At 67.5% G+C, this 24,947-nt stretch carries 22 protein-coding genes and 1 pseudogene; 16 read left to right on the forward strand and 7 right to left on the reverse strand.

The features are described from left to right. Positions 1-18: 18 nt before the first annotated feature. Genes KXD97_RS02040 through KXD97_RS02055 form a run of 4 tightly spaced genes read right to left on the reverse strand, consistent with a single transcriptional unit; the run spans position 19 to position 5,095 of the window. A complete protein-coding gene (locus tag KXD97_RS02040; RefSeq protein WP_260755221.1) occupies positions 19-942 on the reverse strand; it encodes an SDR family NAD(P)-dependent oxidoreductase in 924 nt (307 codons plus the stop codon). After that, the gene (locus KXD97_RS02045; protein WP_260755222.1) at positions 935-2,782 is read right to left on the reverse strand and encodes an NAD(P)/FAD-dependent oxidoreductase; all 1,848 of its coding nucleotides are present in this window, start codon (positions 2,780-2,782) and stop codon (positions 935-937) included. Before KXD97_RS02045 ends, KXD97_RS02040 begins: the two co-directional genes overlap by 8 nt. Positions 2,783-2,808: 26 nt before the next feature. Beyond that, positions 2,809-4,221: an aromatic ring-hydroxylating dioxygenase subunit alpha gene (locus KXD97_RS02050; protein ID WP_260755223.1), complete on the reverse strand. Its 1,413-nt coding sequence runs from the start codon at positions 4,219-4,221 to the stop codon at positions 2,809-2,811. 10 nt (positions 4,222-4,231) lie between these two features. Next, entirely contained in the window at positions 4,232-5,095 is an 864-nt protein-coding gene (locus KXD97_RS02055; RefSeq protein WP_260755224.1) for an SDR family NAD(P)-dependent oxidoreductase, read from the reverse strand. A gap of 139 nt (positions 5,096-5,234) precedes the next feature. Between KXD97_RS02055 and KXD97_RS02060 the strand changes: the two genes are divergently transcribed. The 12 genes from KXD97_RS02060 to KXD97_RS02115 all read left to right on the forward strand — a co-directional run bounded on the left by KXD97_RS02060 (position 5,235) and on the right by KXD97_RS02115 (position 19,136). Next, positions 5,235-6,815, forward strand: a complete 1,581-nt coding sequence (locus KXD97_RS02060) for an SMP-30/gluconolactonase/LRE family protein (RefSeq protein WP_260755225.1) — start codon at positions 5,235-5,237, stop codon at positions 6,813-6,815. Positions 6,816-6,907: 92 nt separating this feature from the next. Further along, on the forward strand, positions 6,908-7,747 hold the full coding sequence (locus KXD97_RS02065; protein WP_260755226.1) for a GntR family transcriptional regulator: 840 nt from the start codon (positions 6,908-6,910) through the stop codon (positions 7,745-7,747). Next, complete coding sequence (locus tag KXD97_RS02070) at positions 7,744-9,273, forward strand: AMP-binding protein (RefSeq protein WP_260755227.1); 1,530 nt, start codon at positions 7,744-7,746, stop codon at positions 9,271-9,273. Before KXD97_RS02065 ends, KXD97_RS02070 begins: the two co-directional genes overlap by 4 nt. Next, positions 9,264-10,049: an SDR family NAD(P)-dependent oxidoreductase gene (locus KXD97_RS02075; protein WP_260755228.1), complete on the forward strand. Its 786-nt coding sequence runs from the start codon at positions 9,264-9,266 to the stop codon at positions 10,047-10,049. Before KXD97_RS02070 ends, KXD97_RS02075 begins: the two co-directional genes overlap by 10 nt. Further along, positions 10,046-11,527 carry a long-chain fatty acid--CoA ligase gene (locus KXD97_RS02080; protein ID WP_260755229.1) on the forward strand — a complete coding sequence of 494 codons (1,482 nt, stop codon included), beginning with the start codon at positions 10,046-10,048 and terminating at the stop codon, positions 11,525-11,527. Before KXD97_RS02075 ends, KXD97_RS02080 begins: the two co-directional genes overlap by 4 nt. A gap of 138 nt (positions 11,528-11,665) precedes the next feature. Continuing rightward, complete coding sequence (locus tag KXD97_RS02085) at positions 11,666-11,857, forward strand: hypothetical protein (protein ID WP_260755230.1); 192 nt, start codon at positions 11,666-11,668, stop codon at positions 11,855-11,857. Between the two features lie 4 nt (positions 11,858-11,861). Further along, positions 11,862-13,688, forward strand: a complete 1,827-nt coding sequence (locus KXD97_RS02090; RefSeq protein WP_260755231.1) for a peroxidase family protein — start codon at positions 11,862-11,864, stop codon at positions 13,686-13,688. Further along, the gene (locus KXD97_RS02095) at positions 13,576-14,751 is read left to right on the forward strand and encodes a GGDEF domain-containing phosphodiesterase (RefSeq protein ID WP_260755232.1); all 1,176 of its coding nucleotides are present in this window, start codon (positions 13,576-13,578) and stop codon (positions 14,749-14,751) included. Before KXD97_RS02090 ends, KXD97_RS02095 begins: the two co-directional genes overlap by 113 nt. Positions 14,752-14,868: 117 nt before the next feature. Continuing rightward, positions 14,869-15,948 (forward strand): LLM class flavin-dependent oxidoreductase, encoded by a 1,080-nt coding sequence (locus tag KXD97_RS02100; protein ID WP_260758279.1) that lies wholly within the window; start codon positions 14,869-14,871, stop codon positions 15,946-15,948. Then, positions 15,945-17,114 carry a sulfotransferase gene (locus tag KXD97_RS02105; protein ID WP_260755233.1) on the forward strand — a complete coding sequence of 390 codons (1,170 nt, stop codon included), beginning with the start codon at positions 15,945-15,947 and terminating at the stop codon, positions 17,112-17,114. Before KXD97_RS02100 ends, KXD97_RS02105 begins: the two co-directional genes overlap by 4 nt. 10 nt (positions 17,115-17,124) lie before the next feature. Beyond that, positions 17,125-17,928 carry a sugar phosphate isomerase/epimerase gene (locus KXD97_RS02110; RefSeq protein WP_260755234.1) on the forward strand — a complete coding sequence of 268 codons (804 nt, stop codon included), beginning with the start codon at positions 17,125-17,127 and terminating at the stop codon, positions 17,926-17,928. Continuing rightward, positions 17,928-19,136 (forward strand): hypothetical protein, encoded by a 1,209-nt coding sequence (locus KXD97_RS02115; protein WP_260755235.1) that lies wholly within the window; start codon positions 17,928-17,930, stop codon positions 19,134-19,136. The genes KXD97_RS02110 and KXD97_RS02115 overlap by 1 nt, the downstream gene beginning before the upstream one ends. Positions 19,137-19,145: 9 nt before the next feature. Here KXD97_RS02115 and KXD97_RS02120 read toward each other — a convergent pair whose 3' ends face one another. From KXD97_RS02120 to KXD97_RS02130, 3 genes and pseudogenes are all read right to left on the reverse strand, one after another. Next, positions 19,146-19,553, reverse strand: a complete 408-nt coding sequence (locus tag KXD97_RS02120) for a DUF2628 domain-containing protein (RefSeq protein WP_260755236.1) — start codon at positions 19,551-19,553, stop codon at positions 19,146-19,148. Between the two features lie 61 nt (positions 19,554-19,614). Then, a complete protein-coding gene (locus KXD97_RS02125; RefSeq protein ID WP_260755237.1) occupies positions 19,615-20,688 on the reverse strand; it encodes a dihydrodipicolinate reductase in 1,074 nt (357 codons plus the stop codon). A gap of 15 nt (positions 20,689-20,703) precedes the next feature. Then, positions 20,704-20,925: pseudogene (locus KXD97_RS02130) on the reverse strand (oxidoreductase); the annotation flags it as partial. A gap of 195 nt (positions 20,926-21,120) precedes the next feature. Between KXD97_RS02130 and KXD97_RS02135 the strand changes: the two are divergent. From KXD97_RS02135 to KXD97_RS02150, 4 genes are all read left to right on the forward strand, one after another. Further along, complete coding sequence (locus tag KXD97_RS02135; protein WP_260755238.1) at positions 21,121-21,852, forward strand: hypothetical protein; 732 nt, start codon at positions 21,121-21,123, stop codon at positions 21,850-21,852. 3 nt (positions 21,853-21,855) lie between these two features. After that, positions 21,856-22,458: a TetR/AcrR family transcriptional regulator gene (locus KXD97_RS02140; protein ID WP_260755239.1), complete on the forward strand. Its 603-nt coding sequence runs from the start codon at positions 21,856-21,858 to the stop codon at positions 22,456-22,458. A 146-nt stretch (positions 22,459-22,604) separates the two neighbouring features. Further along, a complete protein-coding gene (locus tag KXD97_RS02145) occupies positions 22,605-24,137 on the forward strand; it encodes a nitric oxide reductase activation protein NorD (protein WP_260755240.1) in 1,533 nt (510 codons plus the stop codon). Continuing rightward, positions 24,134-24,937 carry a CbbQ/NirQ/NorQ/GpvN family protein gene (locus KXD97_RS02150; RefSeq protein WP_260755241.1) on the forward strand — a complete coding sequence of 268 codons (804 nt, stop codon included), beginning with the start codon at positions 24,134-24,136 and terminating at the stop codon, positions 24,935-24,937. Before KXD97_RS02145 ends, KXD97_RS02150 begins: the two co-directional genes overlap by 4 nt. Positions 24,938-24,947 lie beyond the last annotated feature (10 nt).

Genomic DNA, 24,947 nt, shown 5'->3' on the forward strand with positions numbered 1-24,947 from the left:
TGCTCTTCGCGCAAGCGCTCATCGCCGTGATCCGCTCTGGCTCGCCATCGCGAAGCTGTACCGGATGTGGTCGCTGTGGCCGTCCGGAACCACCGGGAACGTGAGCGGCGCCGACCGGTCCCGGATCGCGTCGAGGTTCTCGGCGACGTCGGCAATGGTCCACGACGGCCGGTACACGCCAACGGATTCGGTGACGGCCGCGGTGGCGACGCGGCCGGCCAGCGCGATGAACATCTCGCCGGTAACCGAACAGCTTTCGTGGGCCAGGTAGCCGACGACGGGCGCGACGAGTTCCGGCCCCATCGGGGGGTACGCCGAGGTGTCGATGCCGGCGGCCATCCGGGTCACCGCGGCGGGCACGATGACATTGCTGGTCACGTTGTGGGCCGCGCCCTCCATCGCTGCGACGTTGGACAGCCCGATCACGCCCGCCTTGGCCACGGCATAATTCGCGACCTCGTGGTTGCCGTAGAGCCCACCGATCGACGACGTCAGCACGATGCGGCCGTAGCCGGCGTCGCACATCGCCGGGAACGCGGGACGCACCACGTGAAAGGCGCCGCGCAGGTGCACGTCGAGCACGGCTTCGAAGTCGTCGTAGGTCATCTCCGCCAGCGGTGCACGACGCACGATGCCGGCGTTGTGAACCAGGATGTCGACGCCGCCGAAGCGCTCCTGCGCCGTGGCGATGATGGCCTGTCCCCCGTCCGGGGTGGCGACACTGCCGGTGCTGGCGACGGCTTCGCCCCCGGCGGAGGCGATCTCGTCCACGACGGCCTGGGCCGGACCGGTGTCGGTGCCCTCACCGTCGAGGGCACCGCCGGGATCGTTGACCACGACCTTGGCGCCGTGGGTCGCCAGCATCAGCGCATACGCGCGCCCCAGCCCGCGGCCGGCACCGGTGACCACGGCGACACGGCCGTCGAACCGCAGGTCAGCCACGGAGCTCGAGGCCTTCGAGGGCGCCCGTCGCCCGCCAATCGGCGATCAGGTCGCCGAACGCGTAGAAACCCGGCGAGTAGAAGTCGCCGAGGAACGAGCCGTTGTTCTCCGCGCCGCCGCGGCCCTCGTTGTTGTAATAGCCTGGCGTGCAGGATAGTTCGAATGCCGAGTTGTCGATGGCCAGCTCCCGGACGGTCGCCACCCAGGTGTCCTGGCCCTCCTGGGAGGGCTCGACGGTCGTCGCACCACGGCCCTGCGCCTCGGCGATGATGTAGGCGATGTGTTCGGCCTGCTGCTCGAACATCGCCGTGGTGTTCGCCGATACGCCGCCCTGGATGAAGCCCATGAAGAACTGATTCGGGAAACCGCGGCTCGTCATCCCGTGCAGCGTCTTGTAGCTGTCGTGCCAATGGTCGAAGAGGGAGAGCCCGTCCCGGCCCACGATGCGGTCGATCGCGTACCGGCGGCTGATCTCGGTCGAGATCTCGAAGCCGCTGGCGAAGATGACGCAGTCGACCTCGTACTCGACACCGTTGGCGACGATCCCCTTCTCGGTCAGCCTCTCCACGCCTTTGGATTCCGACACATCCACCAACGTCACGTTGGGCCTGTTGAAGGTGGACAGATACTGCTCGCTCGAACACGGCCGCTTGCACATGAACCGGTAGTACGGCTTGAGGGCTTCTGCCGTGGCGGGGTCCTCGACGAGGGCTGCGACGCGGCGCCGCAGCCGCTCCATGATCTTGTAGTCCTCCTCCTCGCGGAACGCCATGATCTGTTCGATCGTCACCGCGGTGGGGTCGGGGCTGCTCGCGATGCGCGCGGTCAGATTGCGGCCGAGTTCGGTCCAGAAGTCGCACACCAGGTCGGGCTCGCCGAACACGACCCCGACGAACGGCGACCAGTTGTGGAAGTTCCGTTTGCGCTCCTCCTGCCAGCCTGGCTGCAGCGAGGCCGCCCACGCCGGATCGGTAGGGGTGTTGACCCGCTCGTCCACCGACGACGGTGTCCGCTGAAAAACGAACAGCCGCTCGGCATCCCGGCCGAGATGGGGTACCAGCTGGACTCCGGTCGCGCCGGTGCCGACCAGTGCGACGCGCTTGTCGGCCAGCTTGTGCAGGCCGCCGTCGGCGTCACCGCCGGTGTAGTCGTAATCCCAGCGGGCGGAGTGGAACACGTGCCCGCCGGCGTTCCGGTAGTCCTTGATGCCGGGGATGCCGGGCAGCTTCGGGCGGTTGTAGGAGCCCTGCGCCATGACCACGAACCGGGCCCGGATGTCGTCGCCGCGGTCGGTGCTGATCCGCCAGCGCTGCAGTTCGTCGTCCCACACCAGTTCGCGCACCTGGGTGGAGAACAGCGCCCCGTCGTAGAGTCCGAAGTGCTTTCCGATGTTGCGGCAGTGGCCGAAGATCTCGGCCCCGTCGGCGAACTTCTTGCTCGGCATGAAGCCGAGTTCCTCGAGCAGCGGGATGTAGCAGTACGCGTCGTTGTCGCACTGGATGCCGGGGAAGCGGTTCCAGTACCACACGCCGCCGAAGTCACCGGCCATCTCGACAACGCGGATTCCGGTCACCCCGGCTTTTCGCAGGTACGCCCCGGCGAGCAACCCGGCGAACCCGCCGCCGAGGATCACGACCTCGACGTCCTCGGCGACCGGGTCACGCTCGACCACCGTCGTGTAGGGGTCCACCTCGTAGAACTCGGCGAGATCGCCTTCGAGTTCCAGGTATTGCGAGGCGCCCTCGGGGCGCAGCCGCTTGGCCCGCTCCTGCGCGTACTTCTCCCTCAGTGCCGGGATGTCGATGTCGGTCGGTGTGGCGGTCGGCCCGCAGGTCTGCACAGTTCCTCCTTCTGACGCCGGAATCGCTAGATCTCGCGGGGTTCGCCCGTTCCCATGTACTTGGACAGTTGGTGGTGCAGGTTCACGGTGCTGCGTTCGCGGTAGGGGTTGGGAAGTGTGCCCGGGAAGCCGGCCGACTTCATCCCCTGCTGCACGGCGGCCATGTTGGAGAAGTCCTGTGGCAGCACCGACAGCCAGTTCGGCGAGTCCTTCGGCGTGTAGGCCCACTCGGTCTCGGGCTCTTCGCCTTTCGGGTACAGCTCGAACACCGCGACCTCGAAGATGCACTTGTTCGGGTCGTAGCTCGGATCGGGCCGGGCCGAGTAGCACAACGCGCTCGTGAGTCCCTGACCGATCTGGAAATTCGGGAACAGCTGCCACGCCGTACCGCTCTGGCCGAGGATGTCCGGTGGGATCGTCGGCCAGATCACCCCGCGGGCTTCGTCGTCGCGACGCGCGGACGCGAGCCAGTGCTGCAGGACCTGGTCGGCGGGGGTGCCCTCGGGCAGTTCGTCGACCAGCCGCTTGGCGGCGTTGACCAGTGTCTGCGTGGTGGTCGCGTTGGTCTCTTCCATGGTGTAGACCTGCATCTCGGCGGTCGAGATGCGCGGATCACCGGTGCCGAGACGGATCTTGGACTTGGTCTCGTCCATGCCCTTAGGTGCGTCGTAGCCGATGTTGCTGTGCTTGCCCTGGGCTTTGGCCCAGCCCTTGAATTCGCCGAACCTGTTGAACTCCGGGTGGGTGGTGAACACGTGGTAGGTCTCGTTGAAGGCCTCCATCGCGACCTTCCAGTTGCAGTCGAAGTACAGCCATTTGCGCCACTTGTAGCGCATGTTCTCCAGACCGAACGGTTCGAGGATCTTCGACGCCGGGAACAGGTAGTCGGCCAGCGGCTCGCAGTCGGGGTCCATGTTGATGAACAGCCAGCCGCCCCAGGTGTCCACCTGCACCGGCGCCAGGTGGGTGTTGCGCGGGGTGAGCACACCCTTCCAGTCGTCCTGTTCCCGGATGTGCGTGCACGTACCGTCCAAACCGTATGTCCAGCCGTGGAATCCGCAGACGAACGACTTGCGGGCCCGGCCGACCGCGTTCTTCGCGCCGTCCGGCGTGTCGACGAGCCGTCGTCCGCGGTGCATACAGACGTTGTGGTGGGCGGCAAAGGTGGTCTCACCGGTGCGAACCACGATGATCGAGTCGTCGAGGATGTCGTAGGTCAGGTAGCTGCCGACTTCGGGGATCTCTTCGACGCGGCCCACCTGCTGCCACACCTTGCGCCACAGCTTGTCGCGTTCGGCGCGCGCATACTCCTCGGAGATGTAGGCCTCGACCGGGATGGTAGTCGGCTCCGACAGGTCCTCGGCGATCTGGCCGGTCGAGTCGTCCGGATCGCCGTCGACCTCGATCGCGGCGTCGAGATCGGATTCGGTGTGGGTCATGCTCTTCCTTTCAGGGCCGGCTGATGGCTTGTCGGAAGGATTCGTCCTTGAGGAACAGCGACGTGTTGTCGGCACCGAGGTGGCTCCACTTGAGGTTCAGCCCGCCGTCGACGAGCAGGGTCTGCCCGGTGATGTAGCTCGACAGGTCGGACAGCAGGAACAGGATCGCGCCGGCCTGCTCCTCCGGGGTGCCGCGGCGCCCCATCGCGATCGCGGTGCGGTCGCGTTCGGGATCCTCGTCGACGTACATGCGCGACGCCGCTGTCTCGGTGACCCCGGGCGCCACCGCGTTCACGCGGATGCCATCGAGCGCGAGCTCGACGGCCATGGTCCGGGTCATCGCGACGATCGCCGCTTTGGCCGTTCCATAGGCGATGTGAAACGGCGCGGTGTTCATGCCGCTGATCGACGACACGGACACGATCGACCCCGGATTGCCCTGGCCGCGCAACTCGCTACTGATGGCCTGGCTCATGAAGAACGTGGTCTCAAGGTTCGCGGCGAACAGGGCGCGCCAGTCGTCACGGCTGACGCGGGTCGACGGCATCCACGTCGACGGTGCCGCACCGCCGGCGATGTTCACCAGACCGTAGAGGCGGCCGTCGGTGCGACGCACCGTGTCGAGCACGGTCGCGATGCCGTCATCGGTGGACGCGTCGGCGGATACCGGGACGACGGCCAGCCCCCGCTGGGCGAGCGGTGCGACGTGTTCGTCGAGGTTGGCCGAGGAACGGCTGACCGCGACGACCGTGGCGCCCGCCTCGGCGGCCAGCCGGGTGACGGTGGTGCCGATGCCCCCGCCGCCGGCGCCGGAGACGACGACGACCCGGCCGTCGAGGCTGAGCGGGATACCTGTGCGAACGGTTCCCGTCACGTCAATTGTCCGGACAAATAATGGTGCTCTGCATATTGCAGAACACTATTCCGCAGGGATTATGTGAGCGTCAAGGCCGAGATTGCGGCGGTTACGCGCCTATTGTCTGGACTAGCAGCGCTTGCTAACGTCCGATCGCATGAATGCCCGGTACGCCGCGCCCGAACCGTGGACCGCCGCAGGATGGCAGGTCCGTAGGCTGACCGCGCCCAGCCGTCTGTACGGCGCGAACGGCCTGCGCACCGGCCCCGACGGCCGGGTCTACGTGGCCCAGGTGACGGGAAGTCAGATCAGCGCGCTGGACCTCGAGTCGGGGCGGCTTGAGACTGTCAGCCCGAAGGGCGGGGACATCATCGCCCCCGACGACGTCGCGTTCGGCGACGACGGCACCCTGTTCGCGACCGAGGTGATGGACGGCCGGGTCTCGGCCCGGGACACCACCGGCCGGTCGCGGGTGCTGCGCGACGACCTGCCCTGCGCGAACGGGATCACGGTGCACCGCGGCCGGTTGTTCATCGGCGAATGCCGCGACGGCGGCCGGCTGATGGAACTGCCGCTCGACGGCGGCGCTCCCCGCGTCCTGCTGGACAACCTTCCCTCGCCCAACGCGATGGAGGTGGGACCCGACGGACTGCTGTACTACCCGCTGATGACGGCCAACGAGATCTGGCGGGTAGAACCCGACGGGGGCGAGCCGCAGCGGGTGGCCGCGGACCTCGGGGTGCCCGATGCGGTGAAATTCGATTCCGACGGCTTCATCGTGTCGACCCAGGTGGCCAGTGGCCAGGTGCTGCGCATCGATCCCCGTAGCGGGGAGAGAACTGTTCTTGCGCAGCTGAATCCGGGCCTGGACAACCTGACTCTGGTCGGTGAGCGGCTGTTCGTGTCGAACTTCACCGGGGAGATCACCGAGATCCACTCCGACGGGCGGACTTCGACGCTGTTGCCCGGCGGCCTGAACTGGCCGCTGGACCTGACAGTGGCCGACGGACGCCTTTACGTCGCCGACGGCACGTACTTCTATCAGGTGAGCCCCGACGGATCGCTCCATACCGTCGGGATGCTGTTCTCTGCCGGTTATCCCGGGTTCCTGCGCGGGGTCACCGCCGTCGGCGCGGGCGAGTTCGTCGTCACCACCTCCGGCGGTCAGGTGGCCCGTTACCGCCCCACTGACGGCGAAACCGACTTCCTGGCCACGGAGTTCGATCAGCTCTACGGCATCGACGTAGCCACCGACGGCACGATCGTGGTCGCCGAACTCGGCACCGGACGGGTGCTGGCCGTGCGCGCAGGCGGCACCGAGACGCTGGCAACCGGACTACGGGAACCCGTCGGTGTGGCCACCGACCCCGACGGTGCGCCGTTGGTGGCCGAGTCGGGCGCCGGCCGGATCGTGCGCGTCGGCTCCGGTGGCGTCGACATAGTCGTCGACGGCCTACAACGTCCACAGGGGATCCACGTGTGCAACGGCAGGCTCTACATCGTCGACGCCGGCGCCAAGGAGCTCGTCGAGTTCGACCTGTCCACCAAAGCCCGTACCACGGTGGCCGCGGGGCTCGCCGTCGGCGCGCCGCCGGGAGTCGAACCCAAACCGCTCAAAGGCATGCCGCCGTTCTCCGGTCCGCAGGGACCGTTCGCCGGGGTGACGTCCGGGCCCGACGGCACGCTGTACGTGTCGGCTGACGGCGATGGCAGCGTGCTGGCGATTGCCCGGTTATGACCGACGAGCGCTTGCGCGAGGAGCCGATATGACCGACGAGCGCTTGCGCGAGGAGCCGATATGACCGACGAGCGCTTGCGCGAGGAGCCGATATGACCGCCACCGCCGGTGATCACCGCTACCTGCAGGTGGCGCGCACACTGCGCAAGGAAATCGTCGACGGCGTCTACCCGGTGGGTTCACAACTGCCCACCGAACACGAACTGTGCGAGCGCTTCGCGGTCAGCCGCTACACCATCCGCGAGGCGCTGCGCCGGCTGCGGGACGACAATCTCGTCCAATCCCGGCCCCGCGCCGGCACTCTGGTGGTTCCCCGCCCCAGCACGAACTCGTACGCCCAGGATGTGGTGTCGATCGACGACCTGCTGGCCTTCGCCCAGGGCGCGCGCTTCGCCATCGAGACCAACGCGATGGTCACCGTCGACGACGCGCTGGCCGCCCGGACCGGGCTCACGCCGGGATCGCAGTGGCTGGCGGTCACCGGGTTTCGCCGCGCCGACGACCAGACCGCGCCGATCTGCCGGACCGAGTACTTCATCAATCGCAGTTTCGCCGCGGTGGGCAGGCTGCTGCACCGTCATACCGGGCCGATCTTCCCGCTCCTTGAGGACCTGTTCGGTGTCAGCATCGTCGAGGTGCACCAGGAGATCTCGGCAGTGGTGCTCGACATCGACCTCGCTGCCCGGTTGCAGGCCGAGCCCGGTACTGCCGCGCTGCAGATGCAGCGCAGCTACACCACCTCCGACGGCGAGATCGCTCAGGTCACCGTGAACACCCATCCGTCGTCGAGGTTCCGGCACGCGATGACGATGCGCCGCGTGCGGGACGCACGATCAGACCTGAGTCGGGACGCACGATCAGACCTGAGTCGGGACGCACAATCAGACCTGAGTCGGGACGCACGATCAGACCTGAGTCGGGACGCACGGTGAGTGGCACCCTGGCCGACGCGCTGCGCGCCGCCGCTCGCGACGCCCCGGACCGGATCCTGGTGCGGGACGACACGACGTCGCTGACGTGTGCCGAGTTGTCGGAGAAGGCAACGGCATTGGCGCACGCCCTGCGCCGTCGTATGCCGGCGGGCAGCGTGGTGTCGTTCACGGTGCCCAATTGGCATGAGGCCGCGATCATCTACCTCGGTGCCACGCTGGCCGGCATGGTCGTCAACCCGATCCTTCCTTCGCTGCGCGACCGGGAGCTGTCGTTCATCCTCGCCGACTCCGACAGCCGCGCGATCTTCATCCCGCAGTCCTTCGGGGGGCATGACTACGCCGCGATGCTCGCTCGTGTGGTCGCCGGCCTGCCGTCGCCGCCGGAGGTTGTGGTGGTCCGCGGGGAGGCGGGACGGCTGTCGCTCACCGACCTGTTGGCAGAGCCGACCGAGCCGACCACGGGAGGACAGCCGACACTGCCGGAGCCGGACCCAGCCGCCACCCGGATGATCATGTACACCTCCGGCACCACCGGCCGCCCGAAAGGCGTACTGCACAGCCACGAGTCGATCGCGGCACTGATCTCACAGCTGGGCAGCTACTGGCGCATCGCACCAGGCGACACGTTCCTGGTGCCGTCGCCGATCGCCCACATCGGCGGCTCGATCTACGCGTTCGAGTGCCCTCTGCTGCTCGGTACGCAGGCGGTGCTGATGCAACGGTGGGATCCCGATGCCGCGGTGGCGCTCATGCTCGAACACCGGTGCACCCACATGGCCGGCGCGACGCCGTTCCTGCACGGTTTGTTGGCCGCCGCCGAGCGCGCCGACACCAGGCTTCCGGATCTGAAGGTGTTCATCTGCGGCGGTGCGTCGGTGCCGCCGTCGCTGATCCGCCGCGCAGCCGCCTATTTCGCCGACGCCGCGGTGAGCCGGGTGTACGGGTCCACCGAAGTGCCGGTGACCACGGTGGGATCGCTCGACGACGTCGACCGGGCCGCCGATACCGACGGCCGGCCGGGCATCGCCAGCATCAGGCTGGTCGACGGTGAGATCCGGGCGCGCGGCCCGCAGATGCTGACCGGATATCTGCACGCCGAGGACACGCGCGACTGCTTCGACGACGACGGCTATTTCCGCACCGGCGATCTGGGCCACGTCACCGACGACGGTCATCTGGTGGTCACCGGCAGGGCCAAGGACATCATCATCCGCAACGGCGAGAACATTTCGCCCAAGGAGGTCGAGGACATCCTCGTCACCCATCCCCGCATCGCGGAGATCGCGGTCGTCGGTGTCCCCGACGCGCGGACCGGAGAGCGAGCCTGTGCGGTGATCGTCGCCGACGGGCTGTCGGGGCCGGACGTCACAGACTTGTACGAGTTCCTCATCGCCCGGGGCGTCGCGAAGTTCAAGGTGCCCGAGGAGGTGGTGCTCGTCGACGCGCTACCGAAGAACGATGCGGGCAAGGTGCTCAAGCACATGATCAGAGCCGACCTGGCGAAGGAGTCATCGACATGCAGGTAGCGATCGTCACCGGCGCCAGCAGCGGTATCGGGTTCGGTTGTGCGACAACCCTTGCCGCGCACGGGATGGCGGTGCTGGGCACCGGACGCGACCGGAACCGGCTCGCCGAGCTGGAGAAGGTTGCCCCGGAACCGGGCCGGATCGGGACGCTGGCGGTCGACCTGACCGAGGACGACGCGCCGCAGCGTATCGTGTCCGCGGCGCTGGAGCGTTGGGGCCGAATCGATTTCCTGGTCAACAACGCCGGGATCGGCAGTCCGAAGCCGCTGCACGAGACCGACGACGAAACCTTGGACCGGTTTCTCGGCATCATGCTGCGGGCCCCGTTCCGGCTGGCCCGCGACGTGATCGGGCACATGCAACCTGGCTCGGCGATCATCAACGTGACGTCGACGTTCGCCGTGGTGGGCGGCCTGCGCGGCGGTGCGTACTCGGCCGCCAAGGGCGGTTTGACGGCGCTGACCACTCATATCGCCTGCCAGTACGGCGCACAGGGAATCCGGTGCAACGCCGTTGCGCCCGGCGTCACGTTGACGCCGATGGTGGCGACCAGGCTGGAGGACGAGCGCTTCCGCAAGATCAACACCGAGATGACCCCTCATCAGCGCCTCGGCCGGGTCGAGGACGTCGCCGCCACCGTGGCGTTCCTGTGCTCGGAGGGCGGCAGCTTCATCAACGGGCAGACGATCGTGGTCGACGGCGGCTGGAGTTCGACCAAGTACCTGTCCGACTTCGCACTCAACGCCCGGTGGGTTCCGGACGGTTCTCCGTCATGAACCTGTTCGCCCTGCTCGACCAGACCGCGGCACGTCACGGCGACCGCGGCGCGGTGTACCACGGTGAGCGCCAAATCGAAACCTGGGCTTCGCTGCGGGACAGAGCCTTACGGCTCGCCAACTCATTGCGGGCTCTCGGTCCCGGCGCCCGCGTCGCGGTGGCTGGCGAGAACAACCCGCGCATGATCGAGTTGATGTTCGCGATCTGGGCGGCAGAATGCGTGTTCGTACCGCTCAACTACAAGCTCCACCCCCGCGAGATGGAGCAGATTCTCACCGACTCCGGGGCGGCCCTGGCCTTCGTGTCGGCCAAGATCGGCGCCCAACTCGCACCGGTGACATCTACCCGGTTGGAGATGATCGACTGGCCCGAATACGAGAGCCGTTGCATCGGTGAGACGCTGGCACCGCCTCGGCACACCGATCCGGCCCAGTTGGCGTGGTTGTTCTACACCAGCGGCACCACGGGGCGCTCCAAGGGCGCAATGCTGTCGCACCGGAATCTGATAGCGATGACCGTGTCACATCTGGCGGACTTCGACTCCCCCGACCAGAACTGCAGCCTGATCCACGGCGCCCCGATGTCGCACGGTTCGGGTCTGTATGTGCCGCCGTACGTTTCTCGGGGGGCACGCCAGGTGGTGCCCGCCTCGGGTGCGTTCGACCCCGACGAATTCCTCGACCTGTGCGAGCAGCATCCAGGCGCCAGCGCGTTCCTGGCGCCGACCATGGTGGCCCGGCTGGTGCAGACCGGCCGTGCGCGCCCGGCGAACCTGAAAACCCTCGTCTACGGCGGCGGGCCCATGTACGTCGACAGCCTGAAGAAGGCGATGGCGGCGTTCGGCCCCGTCTTCGTGCAGCTGTACGGACAGGGCGAGGCGCCGATGACGATCACCGGACTGCGCCGGCGCGACCACCTCGCCGGTGACGGATGGGCCCCCGACGCCGTGCTCGGCTCGGTCGGGTACGCGCGCTCAGGGGTCGACGTCGCGGTGCTGGGACCGGACGGCGAGCGCGCCGACGCCGGTGAGATCGGTGAGATCGTGTGCCGCGGAGACGTGGTGATGTCGGGCTACTGGAACAACCCCGAGGCCACCGCGTCGACTCTTCCGGACGGTTGGCTGCGCACCGGGGACATGGGTTCGTTCGACGAGCACGGTTTCCTGACGTTGCGGGACCGGTCCAAGGACGTCGTGATCAGCGGTGGCAGCAACATCTATCCGCGCGAGGTCGAAGAGGTCTTGCTGGAACACCCCGCCGTCGTCGAGGCCGGCGTGGTGGGCGCCCCGGACGACGAGTGGGGCGAGGTGGTCGTCGCGTTCGTCGTCGGCGACGTCTCGGCGGCCGATCTGGATGCCCACCTGCTCGAACGCATCGCGCGGTTCAAACGGCCGAAGCGCTACGAATTCGTCGACGAGCTGCCGAAGAACAGTTACGGCAAGGTGCTCAAGCGCGAGCTGCGGGCCCGCCTGGGCTGAGCCCGCGCCGGCTACGTGAGCTAACGCGGGGCGTCACGCCGAGATCGCGTAGCGGACTACGCTCGCCGCCACCGGCCGGGGGCGTGAATGTGGGGCTCGACGTATCGCCCACCTGGAGGAGTCCGCACAATGCCCAGAATGTCGCACGGCAAGGTCGTCACCGACGCCGACACCGACACCGACCAGGCCGACGCCGCCCATTCCCTGCTGCCCGGCGCCGAACCGGACCTCGGGCAATTTCGACTATCTGTTCTCGGACCTGCAGTCGGATCCGAGCGCGCTGCTCCCGGACACCGCCACGATCATCGCGGACCTGCGGAGCCTGGGTAAGACGATGGTCGACGACAGCGGCAACGACGTGGCCAACTCCTCGATTCCCGCCGCGTACACCTACTTCGGGCAGTTCGTCGACCACGACATCACCTTGGAGGTCGCCGACGGCGCGGCGGCCGGCGACGACCGCTTCGGCGACATCCTCGACGACGATATGCGGCCGCTCACCGCGGCGCAGGCGCGCACGCTGATCAGGAACCGACGCACCGCGACACTGGATCTCGACAGCGTCTACGGGACCGGCACACAACCGATTCCCCACCACCCGACCGACCCCGACAGACTTCTGCTCGGCCGGGTCAGTGAGGTCCAGGACGACACGCGCATCCCGTTCCGCCGTCCACCCGGCAAGAGTGACGACAACGACGTGCCGCGGGAGGGACGCAGCGCCGACGCCGAGCACGACCGCGCCGCGCTCATCGGAGACCCCCGCAACGACGAGAACACGATCATCTCGCAGTTGCAGGTCGCGTTCCTCAAGGCGCACAACCGGCTCGTCCACGAAGGGCACGACTTTCACCAGGCCCGGCGGATCCTGCGCCAGCACTACCAGCACATCGTCGTCCACGACTTCCTTCCCAGGATCGCCGACACCGCGGTCGTCGACGACATCGTCACCAATGGCAACCGCTGGTATGACGCGCTGTCCGAACCGTTCTTCCTGCCCCTCGAATTCAGCGTTGCGGCATACCGATTCGGCCACACCATGGTTCGCGCCGACTACGATTTCAATCTGAATTTCAACCTCACCCCGGGTGAGGGCCGGATACCGGCCGGCCTGGATCTGCTGTTCACATTCACCGCGCTGTCCGGCCAACTCGGGGATTTCGACACGCTGCCGGAGAGCTGGATCATCGAGTGGCAGAACATCATCGGCGACCCGGGTACGGGCGGTAAGGCCCGCCTGTTCGACACCCGTTTGTCGGCGCTCAACCGCGCGCTGTTCCGGCTGCGGCAGGTTGACGGTGCGCCCGAGGTCGATCTGGCCGCCATGCTGTCGGTGCGCAATCTGCTCCGCGGCTACCGGATGCGCATGCCCACCGGGCAGGCGGTGGCGGAGCTGCTCGGGGTGCGCAAGCTCACGCCGGCCGAACTCCGCGACCACGCCGCCGGCCGGGCACAGCGCGATGTGCTCACTGCCGGCGGCTTCCTGGAGCGCACACCGCTGTGGTACTACGTGCTGGCCGAGGCACAGATCTGTGCCGGAGGCGAACGCCTCGGGCCCGTCGGCAGCACGATCGTCGCCGAGGTCATCATCGGCCTGGTGCGCCGCAGCGAGGACTCGCAGCACCGAGGTGCAGTTTCGCAACGCCGCCGTCGCTGTGTTCGTCGGGATCTGCGTCCTGCTGATCGGGCGGCGCCTGAGCGTGCGACAGTTCCATCTGCTCGTGCTGACCGCGATCGCACTGATCACCGTGTCCGTCACCGGCTCGACGGGCCCCGTCGCGGTGTCGTTCGCAACCCTGTACGTGTTCGTCGCCTGTGCGGCCTTCTTCGTCGCCTGGCCCACCGCCATGGTGTACCTCGCGGTGGCGATCGCCTGCTGTCTGACCGCACTGGCCATCGCTCCGACGGTGCCCTGGTGGACGGGGGCGGTCACCTCCGTCACCGCCGCCGCGATCGGGACCCTGATCGCGATCCTCGGGCGCATCGTGTCGAAGGCCGAACTGGACGAGGTCACCGGTCTGCCCAATCGCCGCGGGTTCGACCGGGCTGTGAACGCCGAGATCAACCGCGCCCTCGTCACCGGGCACGGACCTGCGATCGTCCTGATGTCCGTCGACGCGCACACCGCGCTGCACGAAGAGTTCGGCGACCGCGCCGGTGACGCGCTGATCCACCAGCTCATCGACTCGTGGCGCGGCATGCTGGGCCGCGGCCAGATCTTCGCCCGGCGCGGGGACAACGAGTTCGCGTTGCTGCTTCCGGCCATGACCGAGCAGGACGCGTTCGAGCTGACCGAGCTGCTGCGCACTGGATGCTCGCGCGAATTCTCGGCGGGCGTCAGCGCTTGGGAGCACGGGGAATCAGCCTCCCCGGTCATCGAACGTGCCGACGCGGCGCTGCGCCGGGCGCGTTCGATCGGGCGTAACCGCACGATGCTCGAATCCTCGAGGCTGCCCCCGCTCGCCCTGCAACTCAACGACGCACTGGCCGCACAGACCATCGACGTCCACTACCAACCCGTCGTCCGGCTGATCGACGACGACACCGTCGTGGGTGTCGAGGCGTTGTTGCGGTGGTCGCCGGCGCTCGGATCCGAACTGCACGCCGGCGAGGTCGTCCGGGTGGCCGAGGACAACGGCCTGATCGGCGTCCTCGACCTGTATGTGCTTCGCCGCGCGTGTCTGGACGCACGCTGGATGCAGCAGCGGTCCGGTCTGCGACTGGCGCTGAGCGTGAACGTATCCGGCCTCGAGCTGGTCGAGCCGGGGTACGTGGCACGGGTCGCCGAGACGCTCGCCGAGACGGGCTGGCCCGCCGAGCAGCTGGTGCTGGAGGTCACCGAGAGTGTGCTCGATGTCGACCGGCCGTCGTCGATCAACGCGCTGCGTGAGCTCAGGCGGCACGGGATCCGGATCGCCATCGACGATTTCGGCACCGGCTACTCGTCGCTGAGCAGGCTGCAGAAACTGCCCACCGACCTGCTCAAGCTCGACGCGTCCTTCATCGCGTCGATCACGTCGGCACCCTCTCCGCCGCCGCTGCTCCAGGCTGTCGCCAGCCTCGCCGATGCGCTCGATCTGCCGATCATCGCCGAGGGCGTGGAGACCCGGCATCAGGCCGACCTACTTCGGACCATGGGATGCCCGTTGGCGCAGGGCTATTACTTCGGGCGACCACAGGCGCGGGAAGATCTCGTCGCCGCTATCGCACGCGCGGCGCGCTGACGGGTCGAATCGCGCAATCACCGCCGCACCGCACCCGCAGCACCCTATGCTGAGCGAGTGCCCAGCAGTGCAACGGTGCAGCCGGCGGCGTTCCTGCGCACCACGCTGCCTCTGGACATGTCGGTGCTGGACCGGCTCGACAGCGGCCGCTACCACTCGATCTGGCTGCCCGACCACATGGTCAGCTTCTGGCCCGATTCCATCTGGACACCCGAGTTCACCGATCTCGCGACCACATCGCCGTCCCCGCACCGTCACCTCGACGGGATGGCGGTCGCGGCGGCTGCCGCGGTGCTGACCGAGCGCACCCCGCTGGCCACCTCGGTCGTCGACACCGTCCGCCGCCACCCGGCCTCGCTCGCCCAGTCCGCGCTGACCATCGACCACCTCTCCCGCGGACGGTTCATCCTCGGCCTGGGCAGCGGCGAGGCCGAGAACATCGTGCCGTACGGGTTCGATTTCGCCCGGCCGGTGAGCCGGTTCGAAGAGGCACTGCACGTCATCCGATTGCTGTGGGAGTCCGACGGGCCCGTCGATTTCACCGGACGGTACTTTCGCTTGCGCGGTGCGCGATTGGACACCGAAACGTACGACGGGCGCTTCCCCCAGATCTGGATCGGCGCAAGCGGTCCCCGGATGCTCGACATCGTCGGCCGGTACGCCGACGGCTGGTGGCCCGCCGGCGCTTGGACCCCCGATCACTACGCGGGCATGCTGGCCGAGGTGCGCAGCGCAGCCGAGCGGGCCGGACGCGACCCGATGGCCGTCACCCCGTGCTACATCCAGGTGTGCCTGATCGCCGATGACGACGCCATGCTGGCCGAGATTCTGGAAGCGCCGCTGGTGAGAGCATTTCTGCTGCAGGTGCCGGCCCAGACCCTGCGCGCGTTCGGGTATGCGCATCCGATGGGCGACGACTGGCACGGCTTTCACGACATCGACCCCGCCACCATGACCCGCGAACGCATCGTCGACTTCCTCGGCCGGGTGGAACCCGAGGCGATTCTGGCCGTGGTCCCGCATGGCACCCCGCAGCAGGTCGCCCGGCGAGTGAAGGAGTTCGTCGACGCCGGACTGCGTGTGCCCAAGATCATGGACTACGGCGCGATGGGCGGATTACATTATGCCGCAACATCTGCCGACAGGGTCAGGGCCGCCGAGGACGAACTGCTGCGACTCTGCGGAGTGACAGCGTGATCGCCACACTCGACGCGGCCCGGCTGATGCGGCAGGCCGAGACCGCCACCGGTCTGCACGACTACGGCGATCCGACGCTGCCGCAAAGGTTCGCAGCAGCCGTCGACCTGCTCAACGGGGTCGGCATGGACGCCGACGGGACCGCCCGGGCCGCCGAGGTGTGCCACTGGCTGCTGACCACCCGGCTGGAGTTCTTCGCCGACCGGACGCAATACCCGATCGACGCGGAGATCATCGACCGGCCGATGTTCGTGACCGGCGAACCGCGTTCGGGCACCACGCTGATGCACGCGCTGCTCTCAGTCGACCCGCACGCCCGCGCCCTGCGGTTCTGGGAGGTGATGTATCCCTCACCGCCACCGGGACTCGCCGTAGCCGACGATCCGCGGCCTGCCCGCGCCGACGCCGACTGGCGCGAGATCAACGCCACGATGCCGAAGTGGCTGCACAGCCATCCGTACAACGACATGCTCGGCGCGGGACTGCCCGAGGACGAACGCACCTGGGCATTCGACTTCCGGGTGATGACGCCGACCGCGTGGTGGCGGGTGCCGATGCAGACGGTGGTCGGCGGACTGCCCACCGACGCGGCGGCGCAGTACCGCATCCACAAAGCGATGCTGCAGCAGTGCCAGTACCGCCGGCCACCGAAATACTGGGTGTGCAAGGGTTTTCATGGGTTCCGACTCACCGAGTTTTTCGCCGCCTACCCTGACGCGTCGCTGCTGTGGCTACACCGTGACCCCGTCCAGGTCGCGGCGTCGCGCACGATGATGATGGCCGACATCCTCGAAGGCATCGTCGGACCGGTCGACCTGAAGGCGGCGGCCGCAATGCATCTGGAGCTCACCCGGGCCAGCATCGCCAATACCATGAGCCATCCGCTCGTCGACGACCCCCGCATCCAGCACGTGCGTTACACCGACTTCGTCGCCGACCAGGTCGGCACCGTCGCCCGCTATTACGCGTTCTGCGGTCGCGAGCTGACCGCCGACGCCGAGACCGCGATGCGCGACTATCTGGCCCACAACCCGGGCGACCGCCACGGCAAGTTCCGCTACTCCACCTCGGTGCTGACCGACATCGACGAGGACCTCGAGGCGCTGCACGAGGAGTTCCGGCCGTACCGGGAGCGGTTCGGCGCCGAGATCGAACGACGGGACTGAGGGTTCGACCGTGCACGAACGCGTCTCGGTTCACAGCGTCACATTCCACGGCGCGCCGCTGTCCGAACTTCATGAGTGCTGGCAGCGTCTGGACCTGAAAACGTTGAGCCTCACCGACACTCAACTGCTGGACCCGGCGCTGCCCACCCTTACGGCCAGACACGGCTACCGCACCCATGCCGTCTATCACCTGTTCGGCGAAGGCCGGATCCCGGTCGCACCGGCCGACGTCCGCGGCGCCCGTGACGCGCTCGACCGTGTCGTGGACGCTGCGGCCGCAGTCGACGCCCGCATGATCTACCTCCTCACCGGCGGCCGTGGACCGTTGAACTGGCGCGATGCCGCCGAAGCGTTCTGCGCGGCCGTGGCCCCGTCCCGGGCGCGGGCCCGCGAGGCGGGCGTCGAGGTGGCGATCGAGAACGCGTCGAGCCTGTACGCCGACATCCACATCGCCCACTCGTTGCGCGACACCAGCACGCTCGCCCACATGGGCGACCTCGCTATCTGCCTCGACGTCTTCCACTGCTGGGCCGAAGCCGATCTGCCCACCCTCGTGCAGCGCGCCCTACCCCGCGTGTGCCTGATACAGCTGAGCGACTACGTGCTGGGAGATCGGGCGCTGCCCGCGCGCGCGGTACCGGGCGACGGCGCGATCCCACTCCAACCACTGATCTCTCAGGTGATCAGCGCCGGCTACTCCCACGGTTTCGACCTCGAGCTGATCGGTCCGCGCATCGACCGGGAAGGCCGCGAGGCCGCCGCCCGCCGGGCCTGCACGGTGGTTTCGGACATGCTCACCCGGGCCGGGGCCTGATGGCGTTCGGTGACGGACCCGACGACGCGGCGCTGCGCGCGGCGTGGACATCGTTCTGCGACCGGCTGCGCAGCGCCGGCGATCAGGTGTTCAAGGATTACAACGCCGCAACCAGCGTCCAGCGCGCCGACGCGATGCGCGCGTTGACCCAGAACCTGGGTCAGGCTTTTGACCTCGCGCTGGAGACCGCCGATCCGCGGTACCCGGTCGTGCACGCGTTCAGCACTCCGCTGCGCAAGCTCGGCGGTGACTGCGCTGACTTCGCCTATCACCAGGCGTGGATCGGCGGCTCCCACGTCTACCGGCTCAGCGGGAACCGCGGCACGGCACCGTTTTTCAACATCACCGTCCAGGGAGCTCGCCCGGCCGGACCCGGCGTACTGCACGAACCGTTCGGAGACGTTCCCGAGACGAACCTGTCCGGTGATCAGCTGACCACCACGCCCGACGGTGATTTCGTGCTCTACGTGGGCGGACCGCGCCGGGGCCCGAACTGGCTGCCCACCACCGGCGACTCCCGGAAGCTGTTCATCCGTCAAGGTTTCGACGGGTGGGACGAACGCCCGGCCGAACTGCACATCGAACGGGTCGGCATGCGGTCCCCGCGGCCGGTGCCGACGGTCGCCGAGCTGGTACCCGCGATCGAATGGGCGGCTGACTTCCTCAGCGGGGTGATGTCCGACTGGCCGGAGTTCCCGTTCGCCCACGGCGGGGTGGACGCCGACCGGCCGAACCGGTTTCCCGGCCTGCAGACCTCCGAGGGCGACGTCCGACGCGGCCGCGCGGCGGCGAACATGTACTGGGAGCTCGGCGCCGACGACGCGTTGATCATCGAGTTCGACGCGCACGAGGGCCTGTGGAATCTGACCAACATGGGCGTGTTCTTCACCAGCATGGACTACCTGTACCGCCCCGTGAGCTACACCCCGAGCCGTGCCGCGGTGGACGGCGACGGCCGGATCCGCATCGTGATGGCCCATGACGATCCCGGTGTCCACAACTGGCTGGACACACAGGGATTCGAGCGGGGGAACCTTACCTACCGGCACATGCTGGCCGGGGCACCGGCGGTGCTGGAAACCCGGCTGGTCGGACGATCGGAGCTGGCCGGCGCGCTTCCCGCGGACACCGCCAGGACCACCCCGCCCCAGCGGGCCCGTCAGCTGCACGAACGCTTCGACGGTATCCGGCGCCGACACCGGCTGTGACGCGGCGCCTCAGCGGCGTCCGACACTGCCCTCCCACGGATTCCACGACCGGCTGTGCTCGACCACGTGGAGGAAATAGGCGTAATTGGCGGCGATCATCGCCAGCACCGGCACGATCAGCGCGAGCACCCACTCGACCACGCCCCCCGGCCTGACGACGACGATCACCGCCGCCGGCGCCACCGCCAGCAGCAACAGCGTCAACCCCTTGCGCCACATGCCTTTGACGAAGAAGTAGACCGGTCCGAACAGCAACGCGAACGGATTGGTCGCGATGCGGGCCTTGTCCCACAGGCTCAGCGCGCGGTAGGCCTGCTTACCCTCGGGGCTGGATCCCACCGGACCGTAGGTCTCGAAATAGGCAAAGCGGATCCGCCACGTCTCCGAGAGACGCCAGACGTCGTACCCGCCCACCATCCAACCAGCCTAAAGTCCGGCCGGAGTCCTTACATGCAGAAATTCTCCCGACGGTCCGCGGTCACCACATCAGGCCACGGATCATCTCCGTGGGCGGGATGTCCTCGACCGCGACGAGGCCGGCCGGAGCGCGGCACACCCAGTCGATCGCGTTGACCGCCCGGGCCGCCGTCGACACGCAGCCGGCATCGGTGACGTCGAGCACCGGGTGGGACAGGTGGGTGCTCACCTCGACGCGGGGCTCGCCCTCGACGATGACCTTGTGCACCCCGCTCAGCCCCTCCGGCGGATATTCCCAGTCGGGTGCGGCCGCCGGTGTCAACCGGGTGGTGTGCTCGACGGTGATCAGCGGCACGCCGACCCGAACCCCTTCGGCGGCGAACCGCACGCCCGCGAGCTGCCCCGGCTCGACCGTCATCATCGTGCACTCGATCCGCTCCGGGGTGTACCAGGGCTCGTACCGCTGACGCACCTCGTCCAATTCGACGCCGAGGTGGCCGGCGAGGCTGCGCACCAGCCCGCCGAACATCGAGGTGATGACCCCGGGCTGGAACGCCATCGGCAGCTCGTCATCGGGCGTGGTGCCGAAACCCATGGCGGTGCCGGTGTATTCGTAGTCGTCGTAGTTGCCGTAGTCGAAGATCTCCTGCACCGTCACCGATTCGGCGCGGGTGACCAGGCTCAGCGCGGCATGCACCGCGGTGTCTCCGGAGTAGCCGGGGTCGATGCCGTTGACATACAGCGACGCGTTGCCGGCCGCGCAGGCCTGCTCCAGCGGATCCCGTAGCCAGGGGTCGGCCTGATGCGGCGTCACCAACCACACCATCGAGGTGCCGACCACATTGATCCCGGAGGCGAGGAAGCGCGACATCTGCTCGATCGCCTCCATCGGGCGCGTCTCCCCCAGTGCGGTGTAGACCACGCAGTCCGGTGACAGCGCGATCAGCGCGTCGAGGTCGTCAGTCGCGACCACACCCGTGGGCTCCGTCATTCCGCACAGCTCCGCGGCGTCGCGGCCGATCTTGGCCGGGCCGGCGGCGTGCACGCCGACCAGTTCCAGATCCGGACGTCCGATCACCGCCCGTAGTGAGTGTCTCCCGGCATTGCCCGTGGAGAACTGAACCACTCTGCGCACTCGACACCGCTTTACTCAATAGTCGGGGATGGGCAGCGGCGAATTGTTCGAGTCGATGCCGCCGTCCACGTGGAAGATTGCGTTGGTGGCATAGCAGTCGCGCGTGGACAGATACACGCACAACCTCCCGAGGTCCTCGACGTCGCCCAGGCGATGCAAGGGCGTCGCCTCTTTCATCTTCTCCAGCGACCCGGGTAACAAGTCAAGGCTTCCCTGTAAACCGTCTGTCGCGAACGATCATGGGTTCCTCCTCGTCGAGGTGAGCCCATCTAACGGCACTGTCTGACCCAAGTCAACAAACTAGCGTGCACCAGTTCCGCGAGCAGACACAAACTCGCACGTTATCAGCCATAATTACGCGATTTTGCGTCTGCTCGGCCGCCAATAAAATGCCTATTGACTCAATCTTGACGCTGACTATAGTCAGCAAACATGAACCTGCCGACGCTGAACCTGGGCCGTCGTCGCAGTAGCGATCCCCCGCGGCGGGCATCGGCGAGCGGGCTCGACGAGCACATGGCGGAATCCCAGCGCGCGCAGCGCCAGGCCGACAAGTGGCTCATCTCCGGCAGCCTGCTGATCGGCACCGCGGCACTGGGCATCTTCGGCCTCCCCTTGTTTTTGCGTGGGGTGTGGCTACTGCGCAAGGCGCAGCGCAACGGATTGTCGGTGCGCCCCATGCTGGTCACTCTCATCGGCTACCTGGTCATCATCGATGCCGCGATCAACACGGTCGGCTGGGCGCTCGATCTCGTCGCCAACCACACGATCCTGGCGCGAATCCTGTTGAACGGCTGGGGCGCGATGTTCGACGCCGGCTACTTCTGGCACTACAACGAGCTCTGGCTGGGCGGCGCGGCGGGGCCGGGTGAGAAAGCCATGGAAGTCGGCATGATCCTGACGGTCTTCACCATGCGCATCGCCGCGGGCATCGGCTTCCTGCAGATGAAGCGGTGGGGCCACCAGTGGATGATCATCACGTGCTGGATGGGCATCGTCATCTGGTGCCTGTACGTGTTCAACATGACGATGTACGCCGACGTTCGGTTCGCCGGCGTGGTCCTGCCCGTCGTCGGCTGGTGGCTCTACGACATCTTCTACATCACACCGTTTCTGGCGATCCCGTATCTGCATTCGGTCAACCGCGAGATCTTCTCGGACTGACTGATGACGCCACAGGTCCGGCAGTCAGCGCGCGAATTGCGCCGATTACAGACGCGGGAACGGATACTCGGCGCCGCGATCGCCGAGTTCCAAGCGTCGGGCATGGCGGGTGCTGACGTCGGCGCCATCGTCTCGGCGGCGGGTGTCGCCCACGGCACCTTCTTCTTCCACTTCCCGAGTAAAGAGCACGTGCTGCTCGAGTTGGAACGGCGCGAAGAATCGCGCATGGCAGCGGAACTCACTCGCTACCTGAACCAGGCACATGACCTGGCCGCGGCACTGACGAAAGTGGTCCAGCTGATCTCCGCACTGGAGCAACGCTTCGGCCCGCTGCTGTTCAAAGAGCTACTGGCGCTGCACTTCTCGCCGACGCGGCCGAGCAACGACGAATGGTCGGACCATCCCGTCATCGTCTCCTTGGTCGGCGAGATCGAGCGGGCCCGGGGCGACGGAGAAGTCCATCCCGAAGTGGACGCGTTCTACAGTGCCGCGTTCTTCCTACTCGGCATCTACGGAGTGCTGACCACCGTTACCCGCAGCGACATCCGCGACGCGATGCTGGCCAATCTGATCACCACTGCACTACGAGGACTGGAGACCCGATGACCATCGAAAAGCCCTTACTGCTAGGAGAACTCACATGACAGGCTGGATCTGGGAAATCCTGCGATACGTCGCGGCCTGGGGCGGCACCGGGCTGATCATCTGGTTCTGGTATTGGATGTTCTCCAACATCGGCACCTTCTGAGTTGATGACCGAACTCTCCGATGCACACGCCATGGCGGTCGAGCGCAGTTGCGCGCTCACCGCGGTCGCGTTGAGCGGGCAGCGTCGGACCGGCGCCCACCTCGTCAGCGGAGCCCACCGTGGCTTCGGACTGAGCTCGATGCTCGATGTCGTGCACGTGCCGTATCCGGTGTGGCAGCGGGACTGGACCCGCCGCACCGTGACATGCGGCATCGCTCTGCAATGTTCACCGTCCAAGGACCGGATCATCGACTACAGGCTTCATGAACTGTCCGCGCGTGAGCTGGCCGCGCTGCATCTCGTCGAAGCCGAAGTGGCGCTGGGTTGGGTCGCCGCGAACTGGCCGGGACTGCTCGCCGAGTTTCGGCGCGTCCTCCCCGACCTTGCCGCCCTCGACTCTGACATGGACGGCGGGGAGATGCTCAACCGCGCGGTCGCATTGTCCCGTACCCACCAACCCCTCACTGTGGACCCGCTGGTCGGACATCTGCCGCGGGCGTACACGCTGCCGCAGGGACTGTCCGACAAGCTGCGGCGCTCGTTCGGGCGGCTGCCGTGGACCACCAACCAGAAGCGGGTACCGCAACCGCACTCCGTGCCCGCTGGGGGCGACGGCGGCGTCCGTAACCCCAATCTGCCTCCGCCGAGCCGGCCGCAGGACAACGACCTCGACGTCACCCCGGAGCACCGCCCGGGCATCCCGTATCCGGAATGGAACGCATGGACTGAGAGCTTCCTGCCTGACCACGTCGCCGTCCTCGAGCGCACCCACCAAGGCCGTGCCGGGGAACCGGGAGCCATCGCGGTCGACGTCCGTAAGTGGTTCGAGAAGAACACGCACCGCGCGATGAAGAACCGCCTCGAGGATGGCTCCGACCTCGACGTCGACCAGTACGTGGGCCACTACATCGACGTGACCACCGGAGAAGCGGTGGAGCCACGGATCTTCCGCGAATTGCTGCCCGCCAGCCGCGACGTCACCACAGCTCTACTGCTGGACGGCAGTTCCTCTCTCGGCGTGCACGGCGGCACCGTGTTCAAGCTGGAGCTCGCCTGTGCCGACGCACTGTCGCGGGCGATGACGACCGCACAGGAACGCCACGGCATCTTCGTCTTCACCGGCAACACCCGGCACCGCGTCGAGGTGACCTGTCTCAAGGACTTCGCCGACCGAAGATTCGTCCCGCCGGGAAGCCTCGGACTGGGCACCAGCGGGTACACCCGCCTCGGTGCTCCCCTGCGCCACCTCACGAGCAGGCTGCTCGCCCAGCCGTCGGAACGGCGCCTGGTCATCGTGATCGGCGACGGGCTGATCTCGGACGAGGGCTACGAGGGGCGCTATGCCTGGGCCGACGCCGCCCACGCCGTCGAGGAGGCGCGCGATGCCGGCGTCTCGATGTACTACGTCGGCATCGGCCCGGTCCGGGTTGACCCACTGCCGGAAGTGTTCGGCCCCAAGCGTTCTCAACGAATCCGCCGGGTCGAGGACCTTCCTCGCGTCCTCGCCAACGTTCACAGGGAGCTGGTATCCGCATGACCGACCAGACGTATCTCACCAACGGCAATGAGGTGCAGCTCTTCGAGCAGGCCTACCGGCAGCGGCTGCCGGTGATGCTGACCGGGCCCACCGGATGCGGAAAGACCCGCCTGGTCGAGCACCTGGGTCTGCTGCTGGGCCGTCCCGTGGTAACCATCAGCTGCCACGACGATCTGACGAGCTCGGACCTGGTCGGCCGGTTCACCGTCACCGGCGGGGACGTGGTGTGGACCGACGGGCCGCTGACCCGGGCGGTCAAGGCCGGGGCCATCTGCTATCTCGACGAGGTCGTCGAAGCGCGGCACGACTCATTGGCCGTGCTGCATTCGCTGACCGATCACCGGCGCACCCTCTACCTCGACCGGGCGGGCGAAGTGGTGCAGGCGCCGGATGAGTTCATGCTGGTCTGCTCCTACAACCCGGCCTACCGCAGCTCCCTCAAGGAACTCAAACCGTCGTTCCGGCAACGGTTCGTCACGCTGCCGATGGGTTACCTGCCTCCCGAGCGGGAAGCCGAGGTGATCGTCGCCGAGGCAGGCATCGGTCTTGCGACCGCTCAGCGGCTGGTCCGGTGCGCCAACGCGATCCGCACGGCCGACGAAGCGTTTCACTTCGAACCGCCGTCGACCCGCGTGCTCGTCACCGCCGCACATCTGATCGCCGCCGGCGCCTCCGAGCTGGAAGCGGCCGAGGCGTGTGTGCTCGCCCCGCTGTCCAGTGACGGCGGCGTCTCCGAAGGCCTGCGGGAAGTGGCTGCGGCCAGCCTCGCCGCCGCCGACAGCCCGACCCCCAACCGTTAGAAAGGAATCG

The sequence above is a fragment of the Mycobacterium sp. SMC-8 genome (genome assembly GCF_025263565.1).
Classification (GTDB): Bacteria; Actinomycetota; Actinomycetes; order Mycobacteriales; family Mycobacteriaceae; genus Mycobacterium.

Bases quoted from the DNA above. Each gene is read 5' to 3' on its own strand.
- KXD97_RS02080 (WP_260755229.1), top strand. From the start codon at position 10,046: ATGAACCTGTTCGCCCTGCTCGACCAGACCGCGGCACGTCACGGCGAC.
- KXD97_RS02140 (WP_260755239.1), top strand. From the start codon at position 21,856: ATGACGCCACAGGTCCGGCAGTCAGCGCGCGAATTGCGCCGATTACAG.
- KXD97_RS02120 (WP_260755236.1), bottom strand. From the start codon at position 19,553: ATGGTGGGCGGGTACGACGTCTGGCGTCTCTCGGAGACGTGGCGGATC.
- KXD97_RS02075 (WP_260755228.1), top strand. From the start codon at position 9,264: ATGCAGGTAGCGATCGTCACCGGCGCCAGCAGCGGTATCGGGTTCGGT.
- KXD97_RS02100 (WP_260758279.1), top strand. From the start codon at position 14,869: ATGTCGGTGCTGGACCGGCTCGACAGCGGCCGCTACCACTCGATCTGG.
- KXD97_RS02090 (WP_260755231.1), top strand. From the start codon at position 11,862: ATGGTCGACGACAGCGGCAACGACGTGGCCAACTCCTCGATTCCCGCC.
- KXD97_RS02065 (WP_260755226.1), top strand. From the start codon at position 6,908: ATGACCGCCACCGCCGGTGATCACCGCTACCTGCAGGTGGCGCGCACA.
- KXD97_RS02135 (WP_260755238.1), top strand. From the start codon at position 21,121: ATGAACCTGCCGACGCTGAACCTGGGCCGTCGTCGCAGTAGCGATCCC.
- KXD97_RS02145 (WP_260755240.1), top strand. From the start codon at position 22,605: ATGACCGAACTCTCCGATGCACACGCCATGGCGGTCGAGCGCAGTTGC.
- KXD97_RS02085 (WP_260755230.1), top strand. From the start codon at position 11,666: ATGTCGCACGGCAAGGTCGTCACCGACGCCGACACCGACACCGACCAG.
- KXD97_RS02050 (WP_260755223.1), bottom strand. From the start codon at position 4,221: ATGACCCACACCGAATCCGATCTCGACGCCGCGATCGAGGTCGACGGC.
- KXD97_RS02115 (WP_260755235.1), top strand. From the start codon at position 17,928: ATGGCGTTCGGTGACGGACCCGACGACGCGGCGCTGCGCGCGGCGTGG.
- KXD97_RS02150 (WP_260755241.1), top strand. From the start codon at position 24,134: ATGACCGACCAGACGTATCTCACCAACGGCAATGAGGTGCAGCTCTTC.
- KXD97_RS02060 (WP_260755225.1), top strand. From the start codon at position 5,235: ATGAATGCCCGGTACGCCGCGCCCGAACCGTGGACCGCCGCAGGATGG.